Raw genomic sequence first — 18,944 nt, forward strand, 5'->3', positions numbered from 1 at the left:
GCGCTACGCGAGGTCGGTCAGGTCCTCCGCGTACACCTGCGAGAGCGGCTGCGGACCCACGTACTGCTGGCAGTTGCACCGTCCCGGCTCGAAACGCACCGGCTTCTTCTGCTCGTCCCACGCGGTCGGCACCTCGACCCGCTCGTGGCACCCGCCCCGCTTGTCATGCTTGGCGAGGTGGTGCGTGCAGCCGCAGACCGGCTCGGGCGGCCGGTTCGCCGCCTCCAAGGCCAGCCGCTCCTGCTTCCCCGCCTCCAGCAGTTCCATCCTGCGGGCGTGCCGGTCGCGCAGCGCCGTACGGACGTTGTCGGCCACCCAGCCGAAACCGCCCGTCCAGAAGATGATGAGCACCCACCAGTACCAGTCCATGGAAACGCCCTCCCCCAAGTCGCCCGTGTACGCCCCAAGGATAGGGCCGGGGTCAGCGGTGGGCGCCGCCGCCGGAGGAGACGAACGGCCCGGGCGCGGCCGCACCGGCCAGCGTCCCGAGGATCCAACGCCGGTGCCAGAAGGCCTTGGTGACGCCGATCAGGCCGATGAGCCAGCCGATGAACCCGAGGCCCATGATCAGGGCCATCAGGCCGTAGGTGTCATCACCTCGGACGGCGCCCGCGGGCACGGCGAAGCAGGCGTACAGCCCGAACGCGCAGAGCGTGAAGGAGCTCAGCAGCCAGGCCAGGCTCGCACCGGGCAGCCGCAGCGCGCTGTCGCCCGCCGGATCACGCTCCAACGCGCCCCACTGGGTGAGCAGTCGGCGTACCACCCGGTCCCGGCGCAGACCGACGACGACGAAGATGACGGCCGTCAGCAGACAGCAGACGCCCATGACCAGCATGATCAGGCCGATGGCGGCGCTGATGACGTCGTACGACTCCTCGAAGGTGAGGAACGCCGTGCCGATCAGTGCCCAGCCGAGTGCGCCGAGCGCGCCCCACAGCCACAGCAGCCCGAGCCGTCCGGGTCCCAGGTGCGTCCTCACCAGCGCGCCGAGGACGAAGGCCCGGTCGGCGAGCAGCGCGCCCCGGTCGGGCCAGGAACGTATCTCCACGGGCGGCGGGGGCGGCGGCAGCGCTGGGCGAGGGGACATGGGCCAGACCCTACCCAGCGCCGGGCACCGCCGAGTGCCCGAGTGATCACCTGTCAGGCGTCGCGCAGGGCCTCGATGTCGAGACGCCTCATACCGAGCATCGCCTTCATGGCACGGGCCGCCTTGTCCGGATCCGGGTCGGTCAGGACCTCACCGAGACCGGGCGGGACGATCTGCCACGAGACGCCGAACCTGTCCTTGAGCCAGCCGCACTGGCTCTCCTGTCCGCCGTCCGCCGTGAGCTCGCCCCACAGCCGGTCCGCCTCCTCCTGCGAGTCGCATTCGACGGAGAGGGAGACGGCCTCGCTGAAGGGGAACTCGGGGCCGCCGTTGAACGCGATGTACTCGGCGCCCTCCAGCTGGAAGCGGACCGTCATCACCGCGCCCTCGTCGCCCGGTGACGCCGCGGTCCAGCGGGTCACGTCCAGGACGCGCGAATCGCCGCCGATGACGGAGATGTAGTGGTCCGCCGCCGCCTCGGCCTGGTTGTTGTCGAACCACAGGAACGTGGTGACCTTCTGCATGGTCCTCTCCTCACTCGGTGGTGCGGAATGCCGTGCGGGGCAGACCGGTGGCAGGCCCGGAACTCATCGGCCGGCCCGGCCCAGGAGCAGCTCCCGTTCCCGCTCGTTGCGGGTCAGCGCCGCAGCCCGTACGAACTCGGCGCGTGCCTCGTCCGTACGCCCCATCCGCTCCAGCAGATCCCCGCGGACGCTCGGCGGCAAGTGGCAGCCCTTGAGCGCCGGGCCTGCGGCCAGGGCGTCGACCAGGACGAGACCGGCGGCCGGACCCCTCGGCGCGAGGGCCGGGAACCTCAGCGGTCGGCCGGCCCCAGCGACTCGAACCGCCAGCGGTGCACCGGCCGGGTGACGAGGGCCGCGTCCGGCTCGGGCAGCTCCGGCAGCTCGTCGCCGTAGCCGCCCTGCCACCAGGTCATGACCAGGACACGGTCCTGGGGGGCGCACAGCAGTTCGCTGCGCAGCGGGGGCCGCGCCAGCTCGCCCGCGCGGGCGCGGGCCCATTCCAGCAGTTCCGCGCCCCGGCCCTCGGTGGCCCGCGCCTCCCACATCAGCGCGACGGTGGTGCCGCTCATGAGTACAGGTTGTCCTTGCTGATCTCGTGCACATGGTCGTGCGTGTGGACGTGGTCGGCGCCCGGTACGTGGGGCTCGGTGACGGGCAGCGAGGAGTCGGCCGACAGCTCCAGGTCGGAGGAGGGCCGGTTGCGGGCCACCATCTCCGCGCCCAGCGCGGCGACCATCGCCCCGTTGTCGGTGCACAGTCCGGGCCGGGGCACGCGCAGCCGGATCCCGGCCCGCTCGCAGCGCTCCTGGGCGAGCGCCCGCAGCCGTGAGTTGGCCGCGACACCGCCGCCGATCATCAGGTGGTCGACGCCCTCGTCCTTGCAGGCGCGGACGGCCTTCCGGGTGAGCACATCGACCACGGCCTCCTGGAAGGACGCCGCGACGTCCCGTACCGGCACCTCCTCGCCGGCCGCGCGCTTCGCCTCGATCCAGCGGGCCACGGAGGTCTTCAGGCCGGAGAAGGAGAAGTCGTACGCGGGGTCGCGCGAGCCGGTCAGACCGCGCGGGAACGCGATGGCCTTCGGGTCGCCCTCCCTCGCCAGGCGGTCGATGACCGGGCCGCCGGGGAAGCCGAGCTGGAGCACCCGGGCGATCTTGTCGAAGGCCTCGCCGGCGGCGTCGTCGATGGTCGCGCCGAGCGGCCGCACGTCGTTGGTGATGTCGGGCGCCAGCAGCAGCGAGGAGTGCCCGCCGCTGACCAGCAGTGCCATCGTCGGCTCGGGCAGCGGGCCGTGCTCCAGCTGGTCGACGCAGATGTGCGAGGCGAGGTGGTTCACGCCGTACAGCGGCTTGTTCAGCGCGTACGCGTAGGCCTTCGCCGCCGAGACACCCACGAGCAGCGCGCCGGCGAGGCCGGGACCCGCGGTGACGGAGATGCCGTCGAGGTCGCGGCCGGTGACACCGGCCTCCTTCAGGGCGCGCTCGATCGTGGGGACCATCGCCTCCAGATGCGCGCGGGAGGCGATCTCGGGGACGACGCCGCCGAAGCGGGCGTGCGTGTCGACGCTGGACGCGACGGCGTCGGCGAGCAGCGTCGTCCCCCGGACGATGCCGACGCCGGTCTCGTCGCAGGAGGTCTCGATGCCGAGTACGAGCGGTTCGTCAGCCATCAGTCAGTCTCTGTTTCCTGTACGTGTACATGCCCCGGTACGTCCTCGTGTACGTCCTCGTGTACATGGAGGCGCATGACGAGTGCGTCGATGTTTCCGGGCTGGTAGTAGCCCCGGCGGAAGCCGATCGGTTCGAAGCCGAAGCGCTCGTACAGCTTCTGCGCCCGGGTGTTGTCGACGCGTACCTCCAGCAGCACCTCGGCGCACTCGAAGGCCGTGGCGTGCTTCAGCAGGTCGCTCAGGAGCTCGGAGCCGAGTCCGCCGCCCCACTGGCTCCGGGAGACGGCGATCGTCTGTACGTCCGCGAGGTCGCCGGCCGCGGCGAGGCCCGCGTATCCGACGATCCGGCCGGTCACCGGGTCCTCGGCGACCACATAGCGGCGGGTGGCGCGCGGTCCGCGGGCGTGCGCCAGCTCGGACCAGAACATCCCGGCCGACCAGGCGTCGTCCGGGAACAGCTCGTGCTCCAGGTCGAGCACCGGGTCGATGTCCCACCAGCGCATCTCGCGCAGCACTGCGGTCGTGGCGGTCACTTCGGGGTGACCACCTTGTAGTTCTTCGGGACCTGCGCGTCGGGCCTGCGCAGGTAGAGCGGCTGCGGCGGCAGCAGCTCGCCGCCGGAGGCGAGGCGTTCGGCGGCGAGGGAGGCCAGCGCGCCGGCGGCGACGTGCTCGGGGCCGCGCGCGACGGGGAACGCGTCGGGGTAGAGCACCGCGCCCGCCCCGGCGACGGGGAGGCCCGCGAGCCGCTCGGCGATGTCGGCGGGCCGGTCGACGGCGGGTTCACCGGTCCGGGTGCGGGGGTCCTCGTACCGCGCCCAGTACACCTCCTTGCGGCGGGCGTCCGTGGCGACGGCGAACGGCCCCTCCGTCCCGGCCTGCCCCGCGGCGTACGCGAGGGCGTCCAGGGTGCACAGCCCGTGCACCGGCACGGACAGCGCCGAGCCGAACGTCGCGGCCGTCACAAGGCCGACCCGCAGCCCGGTGTACGGGCCGGGGCCGACGCCCACGGCCACCTCCGTCACCGCGTCGAGTTTCACACCGGCTTCGGCGAGGACCCGGTCGACGGCGGGCAGCAGCAGCTCCCCGTGCCTTCGGGCGTCGACCTGACCGGACTCGGCGACGACGCGGGTCCCGTCGTGCAGGGCGACGGTGACGGCGGGGGTGGCGGTATCCATAGCGAGCAAGAGCACGCAAACAGCCTACGGCTCCGCCGGGGGCGGCACCGCTCCCCGTACGGCGTCCCGGTGCGGGGGTGCTCCGGTGCTACCGTCACCGGGTATACGCGGAGTACGTGTAAACGCTTGTACGACATACGACGGACCGCAACGGCGAAAGAGGCGCGAACGGTGGCTAGGGGCAGCTCGGGAATGGTGGCCGCGCTCACCGCCGCAGCCGTGGTCGTGGTCGGCGTCCTGGCCTACCAGGCATCGGCGAACGCCCCCGACAGCACCGCCGCCACGCCGAAGGCGTCCGCCAGCGCACCGGCGAAGAACGAGCCCGCCGAGCCGAAGCCGAAGAAGGACGTGCTCGCGGTTCCCGCCGCGTCCGGCACGGGCGTGCGCGTGGTGTACGCGCTGGGTGACCGCCGGGTGTGGCTGGTGGACGCGCAGAACAAGTCGTCCCGGACCTTCAAGGTGATGCCGAGCGCGGTGAGCCCGCTGCCGGGCACCTACCGGGTGAGCTCGCGCTCCGGCAGCGTCACGGGCTCCGACGGGGTGCCGATCGAGCACGTGGTGCGGTTCGCGACGGCCGACGACGTGGCCATCGGCTTCAGCGCCGCGCAGGACGGCTCGATGGAGAGCCCGGACCCCAACCTGAAGGCGGGCGGCGTACGCATGTCCCGCGCGGACGGCAACGCGGTGTGGACGTTCGCCACGGTGGGCGTGAAGGTCAACGTCGTCCCCTAGCCGGAGGACCTGGGCGCGGGCATCCGTCACGCGGGCCCCGCGCCCGCGCGCCTGCTGCACGGGCCGAACGTGGTCCGGCCCCTGCGCCGGCGCCGGCCGCGCTCCAGCCCTCGCCGCTCCGGCCCTCGCCCCGGCTCCGACGCTCCGGCCGCGATCCGGACCAAAGACCCGCCTCCGGACGCGTCGCGCGAGAGGCCCCACCCGACGCGTCCGCGCGGCTGCTCAGGGCCGCTTCGTGTCCGCTCCGGCGCCCTCGCGCGGCACGGGTGCCGCGACCTGCGGTCGCGCGCTCGGGCTCGGCGGTGGGGTGGAGACCGCGTCGGCCGCCGCCCCCGCGGCCAGCAGCTCTCTCATCGATACCGCCCGCGGCGGCTGCACGTCACGCTCGGATGTCGGCATGGACGCCTCCTCGGGCTCCGATGGAAGGCACGGTTAGGCAGACCTAACCTGCTCTCGCCCTCCATGTCACCACGGCCGCACCGCCCCGCGCAACAATTTACCGACACCATGTCGGAAACGGGCCGGGGCGGGCTCGCCTCAGGCGCCGGCGACGTCCCACGGGTCCCAGGAGTCGTTCCGCAGCCCCGCCCACCGCGTGCCGACGCCCACGAGCCTGACCTCGCGCCGCTCGTCGTCCGTGTCGCCGACCGCGCGGTCGATCAGCACCTGGAGCCGGTCCTCGGAAAGCTCCTCCACCTTGCCGTCGCCCCACTCGACGACGACCACCGAGTCGGGCAGCGAGACGTCGAGGTCCAGGTCCTCCATCTCGTCGAGCCCGCCGCCCAGGCGGTACGCGTCGACATGGACCAGCGCGGGGCCGTCACCGAGCGGGGGGTGGACGCGGGCGATCACGAAGGTGGGGGACGTGACGGCGCCGCGCACCCCCAGGCCCTCGCCGAGACCGCGGGTCAGGGTCGTCTTCCCCGCGCCGAGTTCGCCGGTGAGCATCACCAGGTCGCCGGGGCGCAGGACGCCGGAGATCCGGCGGCCCAGGGCCTGCATCTGTTCGGGTGATTCGACGGCCAGCGTCACCGTGACGGTGTCGTGCGCGGGGGATCCGGCGGGCTCAGCCGCCGGGCTGCTGTGCGGTGCTTCCATGCCCGCCAACGTTAGAGGATTCCGGCACCGCGCCGGCCCGCACCAGCAGGTCCGCCAGCCGGTCCGTCACCGTCTCCGGGTGCTCCAGCATCACCAGGTGACCGGCGTCCGGGACGATCACGAGTTCCGCGTCGGGCAGCTGGTCGGCGATCGCCTCGCTGTGCGAGCTGGGCGTCACCAGGTCCTTGTCGCCCGCCAGGACCAGCACCGGGACGTCCCGGAACAGCGGCAGCGCGTTGCTCTTGTCGTGCTCGGCGAAGGCCGGGTAGAACTCCGCGACGACATCGATGGGCGTGGACTCGATGAGCCGTTCGGCGAACCGCTCGACCGCCGGGTCCACATCCCGTGAGCCGAACGAGTACCGCTTGATCAGGCCGGCGAACAGGTCCGCGGTCGCCCGCCTCCCCCGTTCCACCAGCTCCGCCTGCGAGCCGAGCGCCTTCAGCACACCGGGCAGCACCCGCCGTACCGCGTTCACACCCGCCACCGGCAGCCCGAAGCTGACCTCGCCGAGCTTCCCGCTCGACGTGCCCACGAAGGCGACGGCGGCGACCCGGTCCCGCATCAGGGCCGGGTACTGGTCGGCCAGCGCCATGATCGTCATGCCGCCCATGGAGTGCCCCACCAGCACCACGGGCCCCTCCGGGGCCGCTGCGTCGATCACGGCCTTGAGGTCGCGGCCGAGCTGGTCGATGCCGACGTGGACACCCTGCGCCTGCGCCCGGCCGCGCTCGGAGCGGCCGTGGCTGCGCTGGTCCCAGTGGACGGTGCGCACGATGCCGCGCAGGGCCGCCCGCTGGAAGTGCCAGGAGTCCTGGCTGAGGCAGTACCCGTGACTGAAGACGACCGTCACCGGGGCGGGGGCCTTGCGCCCGAAGAGACGGCGCCTGCGGGGACCGGCGGCGGCCGCACCGGGGGCGGGTGCGCCGCCCGTACCACCGCCGCCGCCCGGCTCGGCCTCGTCGATCTCGTAGTACAGCTCGGTGCCGTCGTCCGCTGTCGCCCGGCCCGGCAGCCCGCGCAGCGAGCCGTACGGTCCGGTGGCGTCCAGGGCCAGCCTGGCCCGCTTGCGCGTCCCCCGGCCGACCGTCAGCCGCTCGACCGCGACCCCGGCCGCCGCGCCCGCCGCGATCACGCCTATGGCGGCCCCGGCGATCCCCGCCCGGCGCCAGCCGGCCGCCGAAGCGGCCGTCACCACCGCGTCCCCCGCGCTGATCTCGCTCACCGTGCCGCGCTCCTCGTCGGTCGTGTCGTGTCCGTCGGGTCGGGTCCGACGGCCGTCCCCGGTCTCCCGCGATCTCCTCCGGCCGCCCCCGGTGTCTCAGATCGTGCCTGGTCAGGGGCGCCTGTTCGGTCAGGACCCGGCCGAGGGGCCCTCCGGCGTTTCGTCGTCCCGGTAGACGCGCGGCACTCTGCCGCTGATGCGGGTGACGATCTCGTACGCGATCGTGCCGGCCGCCTGCGCCCAGTCCTCCGCGCTCGGCTCGCCCCGGTCCCCCGGGCCGAACAGCACGGCGTCGCTGCCCACCGCGGGCTCGTCCCCGTGGAGGTCGACGACGAACTGGTCCATCGCCACCCGGCCCGCGATCGTCCGCCGGACACCGCCGACCAGGACCGGGCCGCGGCCCGACGCATGGCGCGGGATGCCGTCCGCGTACCCCAGCGGAACCAGGCCGAGCGTGGAATCGGCGACCGTCGTGTAGTGGTGCCCGTAGCTGATGCCGTGACCGGCCGGCACCCGCTTGACCAGGGCGAGGGAGGCGGCGAGCGTCATCACCGGACGCAGTCCGAAGTCCGCCGGGGTGCCGAGCTCGGGGCTGGGCGAGATGCCGTACATGGCGATCCCGGTCCGCACCAGGTCGAAGTGCGACTCGGGGACCGTCAGCGTCGCCGGGGAGTTCGCGATGTGCCGCACCTCGGGCTCGACTCCGGCCTTCTCCGCGTACGCCACCATGTCGCGGAACGTGTCGAGCTGCGCGGTGATGGAGGGGTGCCCCGGCTCGTCCGCGCAGGCGAAGTGCGACCAGAGGCCGGTGACGCGGAGGGTGCCCGCCTGCTCGGCCGTACGGGCGGCGGCGACCAGCGCGGGCCAGTCGGCGGGCTGGCAGCCGTTGCGGCCGAGGCCGGTGTCGGCCTTCAGCTGGACCCTGGCGGGCCGGCCCGCCTCCGTCGCCGCCGCGGTGACCTCACGCAGGGCCCACAGGCCGCTCACCGACACGTCGATGTCGGCCTCGATCGCCTCGCGCCAGGGCCCGCCCGGCGTCCACAGCCAGCACATCACCCGGCCTCCGACACCGGCCGCGCGCAGGGCCAGCGCCTCGTGCGGGGTGGCGGTGCCCAGCCAGGTCGCGCCGGCTTCGAGCGCGGCGCGGGCGCAGCGCTCCGCGCCGTGCCCGTAGGCGTCGGATTTGACCACGGCCATGAGTTGCGCCCCGGACGCCCGGTCCCGCAGCACGCGCACATTGGCGCGGAGTGCGGCGAGGTCGATCTCGGCACGGGCTCTCAAGGACGCTGTCTCGTTCATCGCGCCCAGTGTCTCACTGGCGTACGGCGGGGCCCCCGGTCGGCGGCCGGGGCAGGGCGCGGGGCGCGGGCGGACGCGCACGTCAGTGGTGGCGCAACTCGTGTTCCACATGGTCGACAAGGACCGGGACGTGGCTGTGCGGAACGTCCTTGACCGCCGTGACCAGTGTCACCGGACCGCCCTCCCGGACGAGCGCCGTCAGGGCGTCCACGGCCGCCGTGTGCACGGGGTCGGCGAGCTCGGCGCGGTAGCGGTCCACGAAGGCGTCGTACCGGGCCCCGGAACGGTCCTCGTGGTACCAGGAGCGCAGTTCGTCCGACGGGGTGACGTCCTTGAGCCAGCGGTCGATCGCGGCCCGGTCCTTGGAGACGCCGCGCGGCCACAGCCGGTCGACGAGGACGCGGGTGCCGTCGCCGTCCTCCTGGGGGTCGTACACCCTGCGTACGCGCAGTTCGCTGCTGGCGGTCACTGGCATTCCCCTCTCGCCGCTCCCAACGGGACAGCCCTCAGCATCGCTCAGGCCCGGACGTCCCGCCACGCCGCCGGGACGGCCTCGGCGACGTCCTGCGCGGCGACCGGGGAACCGTCCGACGCGTGCCTGGCGGCCAGGCCGTGGAGGTGGGCGCCGACGGACGCGGCGTCGCGCGGGGCGAGGCCCGCGGCCAGCAGCGAGCCGGTCAGCCCGGAGAGCACGTCGCCGCTGCCCGCGGTGGCCAGCCAGGAGGTGCCTGTCGGGTTGACCCGCACGGGGGTGTGCGGGGTGTCGGTGGCGATCAGGGTCGTCGACCCCTTGAGCAGGACCGTGGCACGGAACCGGGCGGCGAGTTCGCGTACGGCGGCGAGCCGCCCCGCCTCGACCTCCTCGCGCGGAACGCCGAGCAGCGCCGCGGCCTCCCCGGCGTGCGGGGTGAGGACGGTGGGCGCGGTGCGGGCCCGTACGACGTCGGCGTCCAGCAGCCGCAGCCCGTCCGCGTCGACGAGTACGGGGACGTCCGTGGCCAGCACGTCGGAGACCGCCCCGACGGCGTCCGTGCCGTCGCCGAGCCCCGGCCCGACCACCCACGCCTGTACGCGCCCGGCCTTCGACGGCGGGCCCGTGTGGACCAGCGTCTCCGGATGCCGCGCGATCACCGCGTCCCCGCCCGGCCCGACGTAGCGCACGGCCCCCGCCCCGCCGCGCAGCGCGCCGGAGACGGCCAGCACCGCGGCTCCCGGGTAGCGCGCCGATCCGGCGACGATGCCGACCACACCGCGCCGGTACTTGTCGCTCTCCGCGGCGGGCAGGGGCAGCAGGGCGGCGACGTCCGCGTACTGGAGCGCCTCCAGGTCGGGCACCTCGGGCAGTTCCGCGCCGAGTCCGATGTCGACGAGGTGCAGGGCCCCGGCCAGTCCGGCCGCCGGGTCGACGAGCAGCCCGGGTTTGTACGCGCCGAAGGTGACGGTGGCGTCGGCCCGCACGGCCGCCCCCCGCACCTCGCCGCTGTCCGCCTCGACACCGCTCGGCAGATCGACGGCGAGGACGGGGATCCCGTGCGCCGCGTAGTGGGCGACCAGGGCGGCGGCGTCCGGCCGCAGTCCGCCGCGCCCGCCGATCCCGGTGATGCCGTCCACCACGAGGTCGATGTGCCCGCCCCAGTCGCGGTGCGGGGCGACGTCGCCCCCGTCCATCACCCGTCCGCCGGCCGCCAGCAGGGCCGCGGTGCCGCGCTCGTGGGCCCGGCCGGGTGACACCCGCACGGCCACGACGCCCGCGCCGCGCCGCGCCAGCCTGGCTCCCGCGTACAGCGCGTCGCCGCCGTTGTCGCCGCTGCCGACGAGGAGGACGACCCGGGAACCGTAGACGCGGCCGCCGCGCCGCAGAAGGTCGGCGCAGGCGGCCGCGAGTCCGGCGGCGGCGCGCTGCATGAGCGCGCCCTCGGGGAGCCGCGCCATCAGGGCCTGTTCGGCCGCCCGCACGGTGGAGACGCTGTAAGCGGTACGCATGGATCCAACGTACGCAAGGATCCGCCGCCCTACCCCTCCGCGATCACCACCGCCGAGGCCACCCCCGCGTCATGACTCAGCGACACGTGCCACTGCCGCACACCCAGCGCCGCCGCCCGCGCGGCGACGGTGCCCCGGACCCGCAGCCTGGGCTGCCCGCTCTCCTCCACGTACACCTCGGCGTCCGTCCACAGCAGCCCGGCGGGCGCGCCGAGCGACTTGGCCAGGGCCTCCTTGGCGGCGAACCGGGCGGCCAGCGAGGCGATCCCGCGCCGCTCACCGCTGGGAAGCAGCAACTCGCTCTCGACGAAGAGCCGTTGGGCCAACTGCGGCGTGCGCTCCAGCGCCGCGTCGAACCGCTCGATCTCCGCCACATCGATCCCGACCCCGATGATCACGTACACACCCTCACTGCTCGCTCACGGCTCACTCCACGGTGACGGACTTCGCCAGGTTGCGCGGCTGGTCCACCTCGTTGCCGCGGGCCGTCGCCAGCTCGCAGGCGAAGACCTGCAACGGCACGGTCGCGACCAGCGGCTGAAGCAGCGTAGGCGTTGCGGGGATCCGGATGAGGTGGTCGGCGTACGGAACGACCTCCTCGTCGCCCTCCTCGGCGATGACGACGGTGAGGGCGCCGCGGGCCCGGATCTCCTGGATGTTCGACACGATCTTGCCGTGCAGCACGGAGCGTCCGGCCGGTGACGGCACCACGACGACCACCGGCAGACCGTCCTCGATCAGCGCGATGGGACCGTGCTTGAGCTCCCCGGCGGCGAACCCCTCGGCGTGCATGTACGCGAGTTCCTTGAGCTTCAGGGCGCCCTCCAGCGCGACCGGGTAGCCGACGTGCCGGCCGAGGAAGAGCACGGTGTCGTGCGCGGCCAGCGACCTCGCCAGCTCCCGCACCGGTTCCATGGTCTCCAGCACCCGGTCGACGGAGACGGAGATCTCGGAGAGCTGACGGATGACGGTACGGATCTCGTCGCCCCACTTGGTCCCCCGGACCTGGCCCAGATACAGGGCCACGAGGTAGCAGGCGACGAGCTGGGTCAGGAAGGCCTTGGTGGAGGCGACGGCGACCTCGGGACCGGCGTGTGTGTAGAGCACGGCGTCGGACTCGCGCGGGATGGTCGAGCCGTTGGTGTTGCAGATGGCGAGGACCTTCGCGCCCTGCTCGCGGGCGTGCCGCAGCGCCATCAGGGTGTCCATCGTCTCGCCGGACTGCGAGATGGCGATGACGAGGGTGTGCGGGTCCAGGATCGGGTCGCGGTAGCGGAACTCGCTGGCCAGCTCGGTCTCGCAGGGGATGCGGGTCCAGTGCTCGATGGCGTACTTGGCGATCATCCCGGCGTGGAACGCGGTCCCGCAGGCGACGATGACGACCTTGTCGACCTCGCGCAGCTCCCCGCGCGTGATCCGCACCTCGTCGAGGTGGAGGGTGCCCTCGGGATCGATCCGGCCGAGGAGGGTGTCGGTGACGGCCTTGGGCTGTTCGGCGATCTCCTTGAGCATGAAGGAGGCGTAGCCGCCCTTCTCGGCGGCGGAGGCGTCCCAGTCCACGTGGTACGCGCGCACCTCGGCGGGCTCCCCGTCGAACCCGGTGACGACGACCCCCTCCCGCCGCAGCTCGACGACCTGGTCCTGGCCGAGCTCGATCGCGGAGCGGGTGTGGGCGATGAACGCGGCGACGTCGGAGGCGAGAAAGGCCTCCCCGTCCCCCACCCCGACGACGAGCGGCGAGTTCCGCCGGGCCCCGACCACCACGTCGGGCGCGTCCGCGAACACGGCGACGAGGGTGAACGCCCCTTCGAGGCGCCGGCAGACCTGGCGCATCGCCTCCGCCGGCTCGCCGCTCTGCGCGTACGCCTCGGCGAGGAGATGGGCGACGGCCTCGGTGTCGGTCTCGGAGAGGAGGTCGTGACCACGGCCGCCGAGTTCGGCCCGCAGGGCGGCGAAGTTCTCGATGATCCCGTTGTGGACGACGGCCACCCGTCCGGCGTTGTCGAGGTGCGGGTGGGCGTTGGCGTCGGTGGGGCCGCCGTGGGTGGCCCACCGGGTGTGCCCGATCCCGGCGCCGCCGGCCGGCAGCGGCCGCTCGGCCAGCACCTTCTCCAGGTTGACGAGCTTCCCGGCCCTCTTGGCGGCGGCCAGCCCCCCGTCGGCGAGGATCGCGACCCCGGCGGAGTCGTACCCCCGGTACTCCAGCCGCTTGAGGCCCGCGACGACGACGTCCTGCGCCGACCGCCCACCGACGTAACCCACGATTCCGCACATAGTGGTCCTTTCCTGGTCATCCGGCCCTGTTCTTCGCATCGTCGCAGAAGGCACGGAAGGTGTCAGGGAGGACAAGGTGCGGGAGGCGTCGGGGAGGAGTACGCCGGGGAGAGGCGCGTCGGCGGACCAAGGCCTGGGCGGTAAAGTAGGAACCATTCATACTTTGAGCCGTTCCTACTTGGGGTGCTGTTAACGAGCGGCGAACCAGGTGACAAGTAACCCGCCAATAGCTTCCTGGGCGGGTTTTCACTTCTCTGGGCGGCTTGTCCGGCTGATGAGTGTGCTGCCGGTCCGGCGCCACGGCTTCTCGTACTTGCCGCCGCACGCACGGCACTGGGCCGGAAGAGGGCGGCAGCGGGGCCATCTGATCGCTGGGCTCGGCGGGTACTCAGCGTTCTGGATTCTCGCGACGAGCTGTGGGGTCGTGCAGGTGCAGGTGTGCGCGCTCGACGAGATGCGCGGGCGGGATCGGGCGGGTCCGGAGGGCGGGGCGTCGACGAAGTCGGTCTGGTAGCCGTCGATCGGCTTGTGCTTGGCGCGCTTCGTGGCTTTCTCGAAGCGCCGTTGGCTGATCTGGCTGGGGAAGATCAGGAGGAGGCCGGCCAGGAGCCGGAAGGCGTGGCCGCGGACCCGCCCGGGGTCGGGGTCGAAGACGGCGGCGGTGACGCCGTTCTCGTCGACGAGGGGTACGCCGCCGGCGTAGCGGGGGCTGCCGGTGCTGAAGCCCATGGTCGCGGTGACGCCGTGGTCGTCGGCGAGTTCGGCCAGGGCCCGGTCGATGCCGGGGCGGAAGCGGATGGCGACCTCCCTCAGTCTCCCGGTCCGGCCGGCGCGGGCGGCTTGCTCGGCCTCCGTGGCCTCGGCCAGGGCCTTCGCGCGGGAGATGGCGTTCTTGGCCCGGATCTCGTCCCGCTTCTTCTCCTGGGCCGCTCGTAGCGCGGCCATGCGGGTCTCGTACTCGCGCTGTCGGCGTTCTTCCCCGACGAGGCGGGTGTCCTCGGCAGTGATGTACTGCGGCGCGGTCCACACCTTGGCGAGCGGCCGCTGCGGGTATTGCGTCGGGGTCCGCGGACTGTGCGGGACGATCCTGCTGGCGAACGCCCAGGTGAGGAGCTGGGTGAGGGAGGCGGGCACAGCCTTCCAGCTGCGGCTCTCGAACGTCAACAGCCCTTCGGCGACGGCCAGGGGCTCGGCCGCCTCGGGCCGTTCCAGGGGAACCGCCCCGGCACGGCGGCCGGACCTGGCAGAAGGCGCCCGAACGGGGCTGCCACCGGACATCTGCGGGTGCCGCGGCGGTGGATCGTTGACCGGGATGAGGCGCCGGGCTCGGGGAGGGTCTGGCCAAGCATGAGGAGGGGGTGTAGCGCGTTCGTCAGGCGTGTCGCTGGCCGAGGGGGCATCCTGATCCGCATGGACTTCCAGCCGGTTGAGCGTGCCTCGGAGGCGTTCCAGCAGTCACTGACCGAGAAGGAGATCGGGGAGATCTGCCGACGGGCCTTCGGAGGCGCCGCCACGCCGGTGTCCGCGGTTGAGTTGGGCACGGGGATGTACAACAACGTCTACCGCGTGGATCTGGCCGGTCGGGAGCAGCCGGTGGTCTTGCGGGTCGCGCCGGAGGAGGAACGGCAGTTCCGCAGCGAACGGCACATGATGCGGAACGAGTTCGTGAGCCTGCCGTGGCTGGCGGTCATCGCGCCGCTGATGCCGCAGGTGCTTGTCGCGGACTGGTCACACGAGGTGATCGGCCGGGACTGGATGATCCAGACCCACCTTGACGGCGTCCCGGCCCCGGAGCACCTGGGCGCGTATCCGCGTACGGCGTGGCCGGTGTTCTTCCGTCAGATGGGCGCCGTTGCCCGCTCCGTGCACGGTGTGCGCGGTCCGCACTTCGGGCCCGTCGGCGGTCCGGGGTACGGGTCGTGGGGTGAGGCGGTGATCGCGTCGCTGGAGGAGATCGCCGCAGATCTGGAGGGTGTCGGTCTGGACGCGGGCGATGTGCGCAAGGCCGCCGAGGTCGCCGCGCGTGGCCGGACGGTGCTCGACGAGGTCGCCGTGCCGAGGCTGCTGACTGGAGACCTGTGGACGGTCAACGCGCTGCTGGCCCCGAAGGCCCCTGAACCGTTGATCACCGGGGTGCTGGACTTCGACCGCACGTGGTTCGGTGACCCGGCGGCCGACTGGACCATCCGTATGGCGACGGCCAAGGAGGACGAGCGGACCGCGTTCTGGCAGTCCTACGGCGCTCTGGACCGCTCGCCCGACGGAATGTGGCGAGCGAGGGTCTATGAAGCCCGGCACCTGGGCGCGATCCGGCTTGAGCGACACCGGCTGGGGAAGGCGGCCGCGGTCCACGAGAGCTACGGCGCGCTGGCCGAGGTGCTCTCCGACCTGGCCTGACTGGCCGTCTGCTGCCTGAGCCAATCGAGCGGGTGGATCAGGCATGCCGTCCGGCAGTGGTTTCGGCGATGCTCTGGGCGGCCCGTAACTCGGTGACGAACGAATCGTACGTCTGGGTGTAGGCGCGCAGGTCGATGTCGTGCGGGAGCACGGGCGGTCTGGGCAGCAGGTGTGTGCCCGATGCGACGAGGAAGGTGCGGATCGTCGCATCGGCACCTCGTTTCTTGCGAGGGGCCTGGTAGAGGAGGTATGCCGCCTGGCTCCAGGCGGTCAGCGCGTCGGCTGGGGTGGCATGCTCCCGAGCGAGCAGGGTCATGGACTGTTGGAAGATCGCCCGGCGGGCTGCCTCGGGCGCGCTGGAGATGTAGATCAGGTGCCCGCTGGTGGCGACGCGGGACACGTCCCCACCCCGTGCCGAGATACGGGCGGTCATTTCGGCTGCCGCCCGGCGGGCGGCACTGCCGCGCAGGAGCCGCGTCCCGCCCGCGGTACGGCCGCCGGGCAGGACAACGCGGTTGCACACCACGTCGGTACTCGGTGATCGGGGAAACCTTGCGGCGGCAAGCGCCTCGAACTGGCGCATCGTCCGGCTGGCCGGGGTTTCCTTCCCTCCCTGGTAGGTGCGGGTGGCCGGCTCCCATACAGCGCCGTCGCGGAACCGGGCGTGGTCCCCGATGCGGAAGATGTTGGGGTTGTCGTCCGTGACCGAAGTACGGAACCGGTCCGCCCAGCGGGGGCTGTACCGGCCGGTGCTGTGCGGGCTGGCGAGCGCTGCCCTGTGTCTCCAGTTCTCCGCCGCCCCGAACGCTGTGGTGAACACGGCTCCCCGGGCGCGGGTGTCGTGGGCTGAGCGCAGAGCGATGCTCAGGGCCCGGGAAAGGGAGCGTGCCGTCTCGGCCTGCTGGCCGGCGAAATCCCGGATCGCCCTTTGGGCGGCGGGATCGTTGGTGCGCAGGAGGAGGGCGGGAACAGGGAAGCAGACGGTAGTGATCGCCGCAGCGGTCAGGGAACCGTGTCCTTCCGGAAGGGGCGGCCCGTTCATCGGTTCGCCCTGGTCAAGCGGTCGGGGGCCGGGCGAGGGTTGTCGGGGTGCGGGTCCACTTCGACCCGGATGCCTCGCAGCAGCGCGTCGGCTCGTTCCTCGACCTCGGCGGCTTCCGTTCCGGTGACCACGAACGCCGCCAGCCGGTGGCCATTGGCGTCCGGTTCGTGGACGAGGCCGCCGATCGCCGCCCGCCAGCGGACGAACGGCACGCCCGGCCCCGTCTTCGGGAACCCGCTCAGGGCGGCCAGCCGTCCGGCGTGCGGGCTGGTCACGAACCGCACGGTCGCGTATCCGCGGGCGGTCGGGGTGATCGCGGGCGGGCGGCCGAAGGCGACGTCGAGCAGCGCCGCCCACACGTCGATGCCCAAGGAATGCTGGATCAGAACGCCGATCTGTCCGGCGGCGAGACGGGCGCCGATCTCGATGACCGTGCACCGCCCGTCTCCGCCGATGATGACCTCGGCATGCGAGGCCCCGTTGCGGATACCGGCCGCGCCGATGGCTGCCTCTACCTCCCGGCACAGGGCCGCCTCTATGGCCGGGGGCAGGGAGACGGGCAGGCTGTGCCCCGTCTCGACCCTTTTCGCGCCGCCGGTCACCTGCTTGCGGGTCACGGCGAGGTGTGTCGTTGTGCCGTCCTGGGTGAGGGACTCGACGCTGTGCTCCGTCCCGGTGGCGTACGCCTGGACCAGGACGCGCGGGTCGCCACCGCTCTGGTACATGCCAGCCGCCGCGCGGGCGGCGTCGGCGGCTTCGGTCGCACCTCCCGGGCCGGTCACCACCGTGACACCAGCGGAACCCGCTGCGGAGAGCGGTTTGACGATGCACGGGAAGCCGACCCGCGGGTCCGCCAGGGCGGTCCACAGCTCGGCGTCATTCCGGGCGAGGACCGTGTGAGGGGCGTGCACCCCGGCCGCCGTGAACGCCTCGGCCATGGCTGCCTTGTCGCGGGCCGCCCGTGCCCGGCTTGGGTCGTTGCCAGGCACCGCCAGCTCGGCGCAGAGGTGTGCGGCAAGTTCGGTCAGGTATTCGTTGACCGTCAGCACCGCGCCGACACCGTGGTGGCGGGCGTACGCGGCGACCTCGTCGAGGGCCCGGCCGGGCTGGGTGAAGTCGGTGACGACCCTGCCGGCCAGGAGAGCCTTCACCTGCGGCCCGTAGTCCGCGTACGACGCGGCGGTGGTCGCGGCGTGGACCCGGTGCCCCCGGGCGGCGGCCGCCGTGGCGAGGGCACCTGCCTCGGGGCCGGCCGCGTCCAGCAGCAGCACGCCTGGGAGAGTCATGACAGGTAGTCCTCGAAGCCGCCCGTGCGGTGCATGTCCAGGGTGAAGCAGTGGAACCCGCCCCCGAACAGACGCCGGTGCCGGTGCCGTACGGGCACCACGTCGAAGCCCTCGGCCTCCAGCAACTTGACCAGGCCGGTGCACTTCTGATTGACCAGCACCGTTCGCTCGTCGACCGAGAAGACGTTGAGGTCGATGTAGGGGCTGGTGAGGACCAGGTCCTCGTAGTCGTCGTAGACCGGGAACGCGCCCGGGTCCGGCTGTGGCGGCACGATGTAGCGCCACGAGCGCAGCGGCTCGGGCATCAGGTCCCTGATGCCTTCGTGCCGGGCCAGGAACACACCGGGACGAAGGGCGAGGACCATGCTGTCGATGTGGTTGTCCGCCATCCGCCACACCCGGTGGACGCGGTAATCATGGCCGAGGTGCCGCTGAAGCCATTCGGCACCCCGGGCGTGGTTCTCCTGAGCGATGTTGACGACCAGGTCGCGGCCCAACCGCAGCACCTGCGCGCCGTCCAGCATCATCTCCACGCCGACGTCGTACGGGCTCGTCTGCGGGTCGTCGATGGCCTCGGTCGGCCCGCCCAGGGTGGTCGCCGTGTCCCGCGCGTACGACAGGTCGAACGACGTGTCGGTGAGGGTGGGGCGGGGCATCGTCGTCCACCGTGCGCCGTCCTGCCAGTAGGCGGTGAAGACGGGGGCGAGCAGGCGGGTCTCCAGGTAGCGGGAACGGATCGCGGGCGGTGTCTCGATGATCTCGTCGCCGACGATCAGCGTGTTGTCGCGGATGTTCAGCGCCGGGGTCGGTGCGGCTTCCCAGCCCAGGCCCGCGATCGGGGCCGCCTCCGGGGGCAGGGGCAGCGGCCGGTGCACGGTGACCCCGAGACCGGCGAGGGCGACCGCCAGGGCCTCCACGTCCTCGTGCAGTTCCTCGGCGTACCGGGTCTTGATGGTCCAGCTCTCCCGGTGGCCGGCCGCCGCATTCGTCAGGCGCGGATAGGCCCAGTCCGACCGGAAGCCGGTCAGGTTCTCATGGTGGAACAGCTCGAAGCTGACGTCGCGGTCGTGGCCGACGTAGTTGGCGGCGGATCCGACGACGACCTCCTTGAGCGGGGTGAAGTCGTCGTGACTGTTCAGACGGGGCATGGG

Annotated in this window: 21 protein-coding genes and 1 pseudogene; 2 read left to right on the forward strand and 20 right to left on the reverse strand. The window is 72.7% G+C overall.

Annotated features, from left to right (window positions below; translation table 11 throughout):
* Positions 1-3: 3 nt before the first annotated feature.
* From ACZ4LX_RS21150 to tsaB, 8 genes and pseudogenes are all read right to left on the reverse strand, one after another.
* Entirely contained in the window at positions 4-369 is a 366-nt protein-coding gene (locus tag ACZ4LX_RS21150) for a hypothetical protein (protein WP_467646819.1), read from the reverse strand.
* A 52-nt stretch (positions 370-421) separates the two neighbouring features.
* Positions 422-1,087, reverse strand: a complete 666-nt coding sequence (locus ACZ4LX_RS21155) for a hypothetical protein (RefSeq protein WP_467646823.1) — start codon at positions 1,085-1,087, stop codon at positions 422-424.
* A gap of 53 nt (positions 1,088-1,140) precedes the next feature.
* Positions 1,141-1,611, reverse strand: coding sequence for a VOC family protein (locus tag ACZ4LX_RS21160; protein ID WP_467646826.1), 471 nt, complete (start codon positions 1,609-1,611; stop codon positions 1,141-1,143).
* 63 nt (positions 1,612-1,674) lie between these two features.
* Positions 1,675-1,878, reverse strand: a pseudogene (locus ACZ4LX_RS21165) (RNA polymerase subunit sigma-24); the annotation flags it as partial.
* Positions 1,879-1,901: 23 nt separating this feature from the next.
* On the reverse strand, positions 1,902-2,180 hold the full coding sequence (locus ACZ4LX_RS21170; protein ID WP_467646828.1) for a hypothetical protein: 279 nt from the start codon (positions 2,178-2,180) through the stop codon (positions 1,902-1,904).
* Positions 2,177-3,280, reverse strand: coding sequence for a tRNA (adenosine(37)-N6)-threonylcarbamoyltransferase complex transferase subunit TsaD (tsaD, locus tag ACZ4LX_RS21175; RefSeq protein ID WP_467646831.1), 1,104 nt, complete (start codon positions 3,278-3,280; stop codon positions 2,177-2,179). Before tsaD ends, ACZ4LX_RS21170 begins: the two co-directional genes overlap by 4 nt.
* Positions 3,280-3,813, reverse strand: coding sequence for a ribosomal protein S18-alanine N-acetyltransferase (gene rimI, locus ACZ4LX_RS21180; RefSeq protein WP_467646833.1), 534 nt, complete (start codon positions 3,811-3,813; stop codon positions 3,280-3,282). The genes tsaD and rimI overlap by 1 nt, the downstream gene beginning before the upstream one ends.
* Positions 3,810-4,457 (reverse strand): tRNA (adenosine(37)-N6)-threonylcarbamoyltransferase complex dimerization subunit type 1 TsaB, encoded by a 648-nt coding sequence (gene tsaB / locus ACZ4LX_RS21185; protein WP_467646949.1) that lies wholly within the window; start codon positions 4,455-4,457, stop codon positions 3,810-3,812. The genes rimI and tsaB overlap by 4 nt, the downstream gene beginning before the upstream one ends.
* A gap of 192 nt (positions 4,458-4,649) precedes the next feature.
* Here tsaB and ACZ4LX_RS21190 point away from each other — a divergent pair, with 192 nt between their 5' ends.
* Positions 4,650-5,189, forward strand: coding sequence for a hypothetical protein (locus tag ACZ4LX_RS21190; protein WP_467646952.1), 540 nt, complete (start codon positions 4,650-4,652; stop codon positions 5,187-5,189).
* Positions 5,190-5,411: 222 nt separating this feature from the next.
* Here the strand turns inward: ACZ4LX_RS21190 and ACZ4LX_RS21195 are convergent, their stop codons facing one another.
* The 9 genes from ACZ4LX_RS21195 to ACZ4LX_RS21235 form a co-directional block, all read right to left on the reverse strand.
* Positions 5,412-5,588 (reverse strand): hypothetical protein, encoded by a 177-nt coding sequence (locus ACZ4LX_RS21195; RefSeq protein ID WP_467646836.1) that lies wholly within the window; start codon positions 5,586-5,588, stop codon positions 5,412-5,414.
* A gap of 138 nt (positions 5,589-5,726) precedes the next feature.
* Positions 5,727-6,287 carry a tRNA (adenosine(37)-N6)-threonylcarbamoyltransferase complex ATPase subunit type 1 TsaE gene (gene tsaE, locus ACZ4LX_RS21200; RefSeq protein ID WP_467646839.1) on the reverse strand — a complete coding sequence of 187 codons (561 nt, stop codon included), beginning with the start codon at positions 6,285-6,287 and terminating at the stop codon, positions 5,727-5,729.
* Complete coding sequence (locus ACZ4LX_RS21205) at positions 6,256-7,512, reverse strand: alpha/beta fold hydrolase (RefSeq protein WP_467646843.1); 1,257 nt, start codon at positions 7,510-7,512, stop codon at positions 6,256-6,258. Before ACZ4LX_RS21205 ends, tsaE begins: the two co-directional genes overlap by 32 nt.
* Before the next feature lie 129 nt (positions 7,513-7,641).
* Complete coding sequence (alr, locus tag ACZ4LX_RS21210) at positions 7,642-8,811, reverse strand: alanine racemase (RefSeq protein WP_467646847.1); 1,170 nt, start codon at positions 8,809-8,811, stop codon at positions 7,642-7,644.
* Positions 8,812-8,893: 82 nt separating this feature from the next.
* On the reverse strand, positions 8,894-9,280 hold the full coding sequence (locus tag ACZ4LX_RS21215; RefSeq protein ID WP_467646850.1) for a DUF488 domain-containing protein: 387 nt from the start codon (positions 9,278-9,280) through the stop codon (positions 8,894-8,896).
* 47 nt (positions 9,281-9,327) lie between these two features.
* On the reverse strand, positions 9,328-10,794 hold the full coding sequence (locus tag ACZ4LX_RS21220) for an NAD(P)H-hydrate dehydratase (RefSeq protein ID WP_467646852.1): 1,467 nt from the start codon (positions 10,792-10,794) through the stop codon (positions 9,328-9,330).
* Positions 10,795-10,823: 29 nt separating this feature from the next.
* Positions 10,824-11,192: a holo-ACP synthase gene (locus ACZ4LX_RS21225; RefSeq protein ID WP_467646854.1), complete on the reverse strand. Its 369-nt coding sequence runs from the start codon at positions 11,190-11,192 to the stop codon at positions 10,824-10,826.
* 28 nt (positions 11,193-11,220) lie between these two features.
* Positions 11,221-13,068, reverse strand: a complete 1,848-nt coding sequence (gene glmS / locus ACZ4LX_RS21230) for a glutamine--fructose-6-phosphate transaminase (isomerizing) (protein ID WP_467646857.1) — start codon at positions 13,066-13,068, stop codon at positions 11,221-11,223.
* Positions 13,069-13,314: 246 nt separating this feature from the next.
* Positions 13,315-14,232: a hypothetical protein gene (locus ACZ4LX_RS21235; protein ID WP_467646861.1), complete on the reverse strand. Its 918-nt coding sequence runs from the start codon at positions 14,230-14,232 to the stop codon at positions 13,315-13,317.
* A gap of 246 nt (positions 14,233-14,478) precedes the next feature.
* On the opposite strand from ACZ4LX_RS21235, the gene ACZ4LX_RS21240 reads away from it, so the two are divergent.
* Positions 14,479-15,465: a phosphotransferase family protein gene (locus ACZ4LX_RS21240; RefSeq protein ID WP_467646864.1), complete on the forward strand. Its 987-nt coding sequence runs from the start codon at positions 14,479-14,481 to the stop codon at positions 15,463-15,465.
* A gap of 37 nt (positions 15,466-15,502) precedes the next feature.
* Here the strand turns inward: ACZ4LX_RS21240 and ACZ4LX_RS21245 are convergent, their stop codons facing one another.
* Genes ACZ4LX_RS21245 through ACZ4LX_RS21255 form a run of 3 tightly spaced genes read right to left on the reverse strand, consistent with a single transcriptional unit; the run spans position 15,503 to position 18,941 of the window.
* The gene (locus tag ACZ4LX_RS21245) at positions 15,503-16,507 is read right to left on the reverse strand and encodes a hypothetical protein (RefSeq protein ID WP_467646867.1); all 1,005 of its coding nucleotides are present in this window, start codon (positions 16,505-16,507) and stop codon (positions 15,503-15,505) included.
* Positions 16,504-17,793: an ATP-grasp domain-containing protein gene (locus tag ACZ4LX_RS21250; RefSeq protein WP_467646870.1), complete on the reverse strand. Its 1,290-nt coding sequence runs from the start codon at positions 17,791-17,793 to the stop codon at positions 16,504-16,506. Before ACZ4LX_RS21250 ends, ACZ4LX_RS21245 begins: the two co-directional genes overlap by 4 nt.
* On the reverse strand, positions 17,790-18,941 hold the full coding sequence (locus tag ACZ4LX_RS21255) for a glycine amidinotransferase (RefSeq protein WP_467646874.1): 1,152 nt from the start codon (positions 18,939-18,941) through the stop codon (positions 17,790-17,792). The genes ACZ4LX_RS21250 and ACZ4LX_RS21255 overlap by 4 nt, the downstream gene beginning before the upstream one ends.
* Positions 18,942-18,944: the final 3 nt, after the last annotated feature.

It is taken from the genome of Streptomyces sp. NPDC026062, assembly GCF_055568375.1.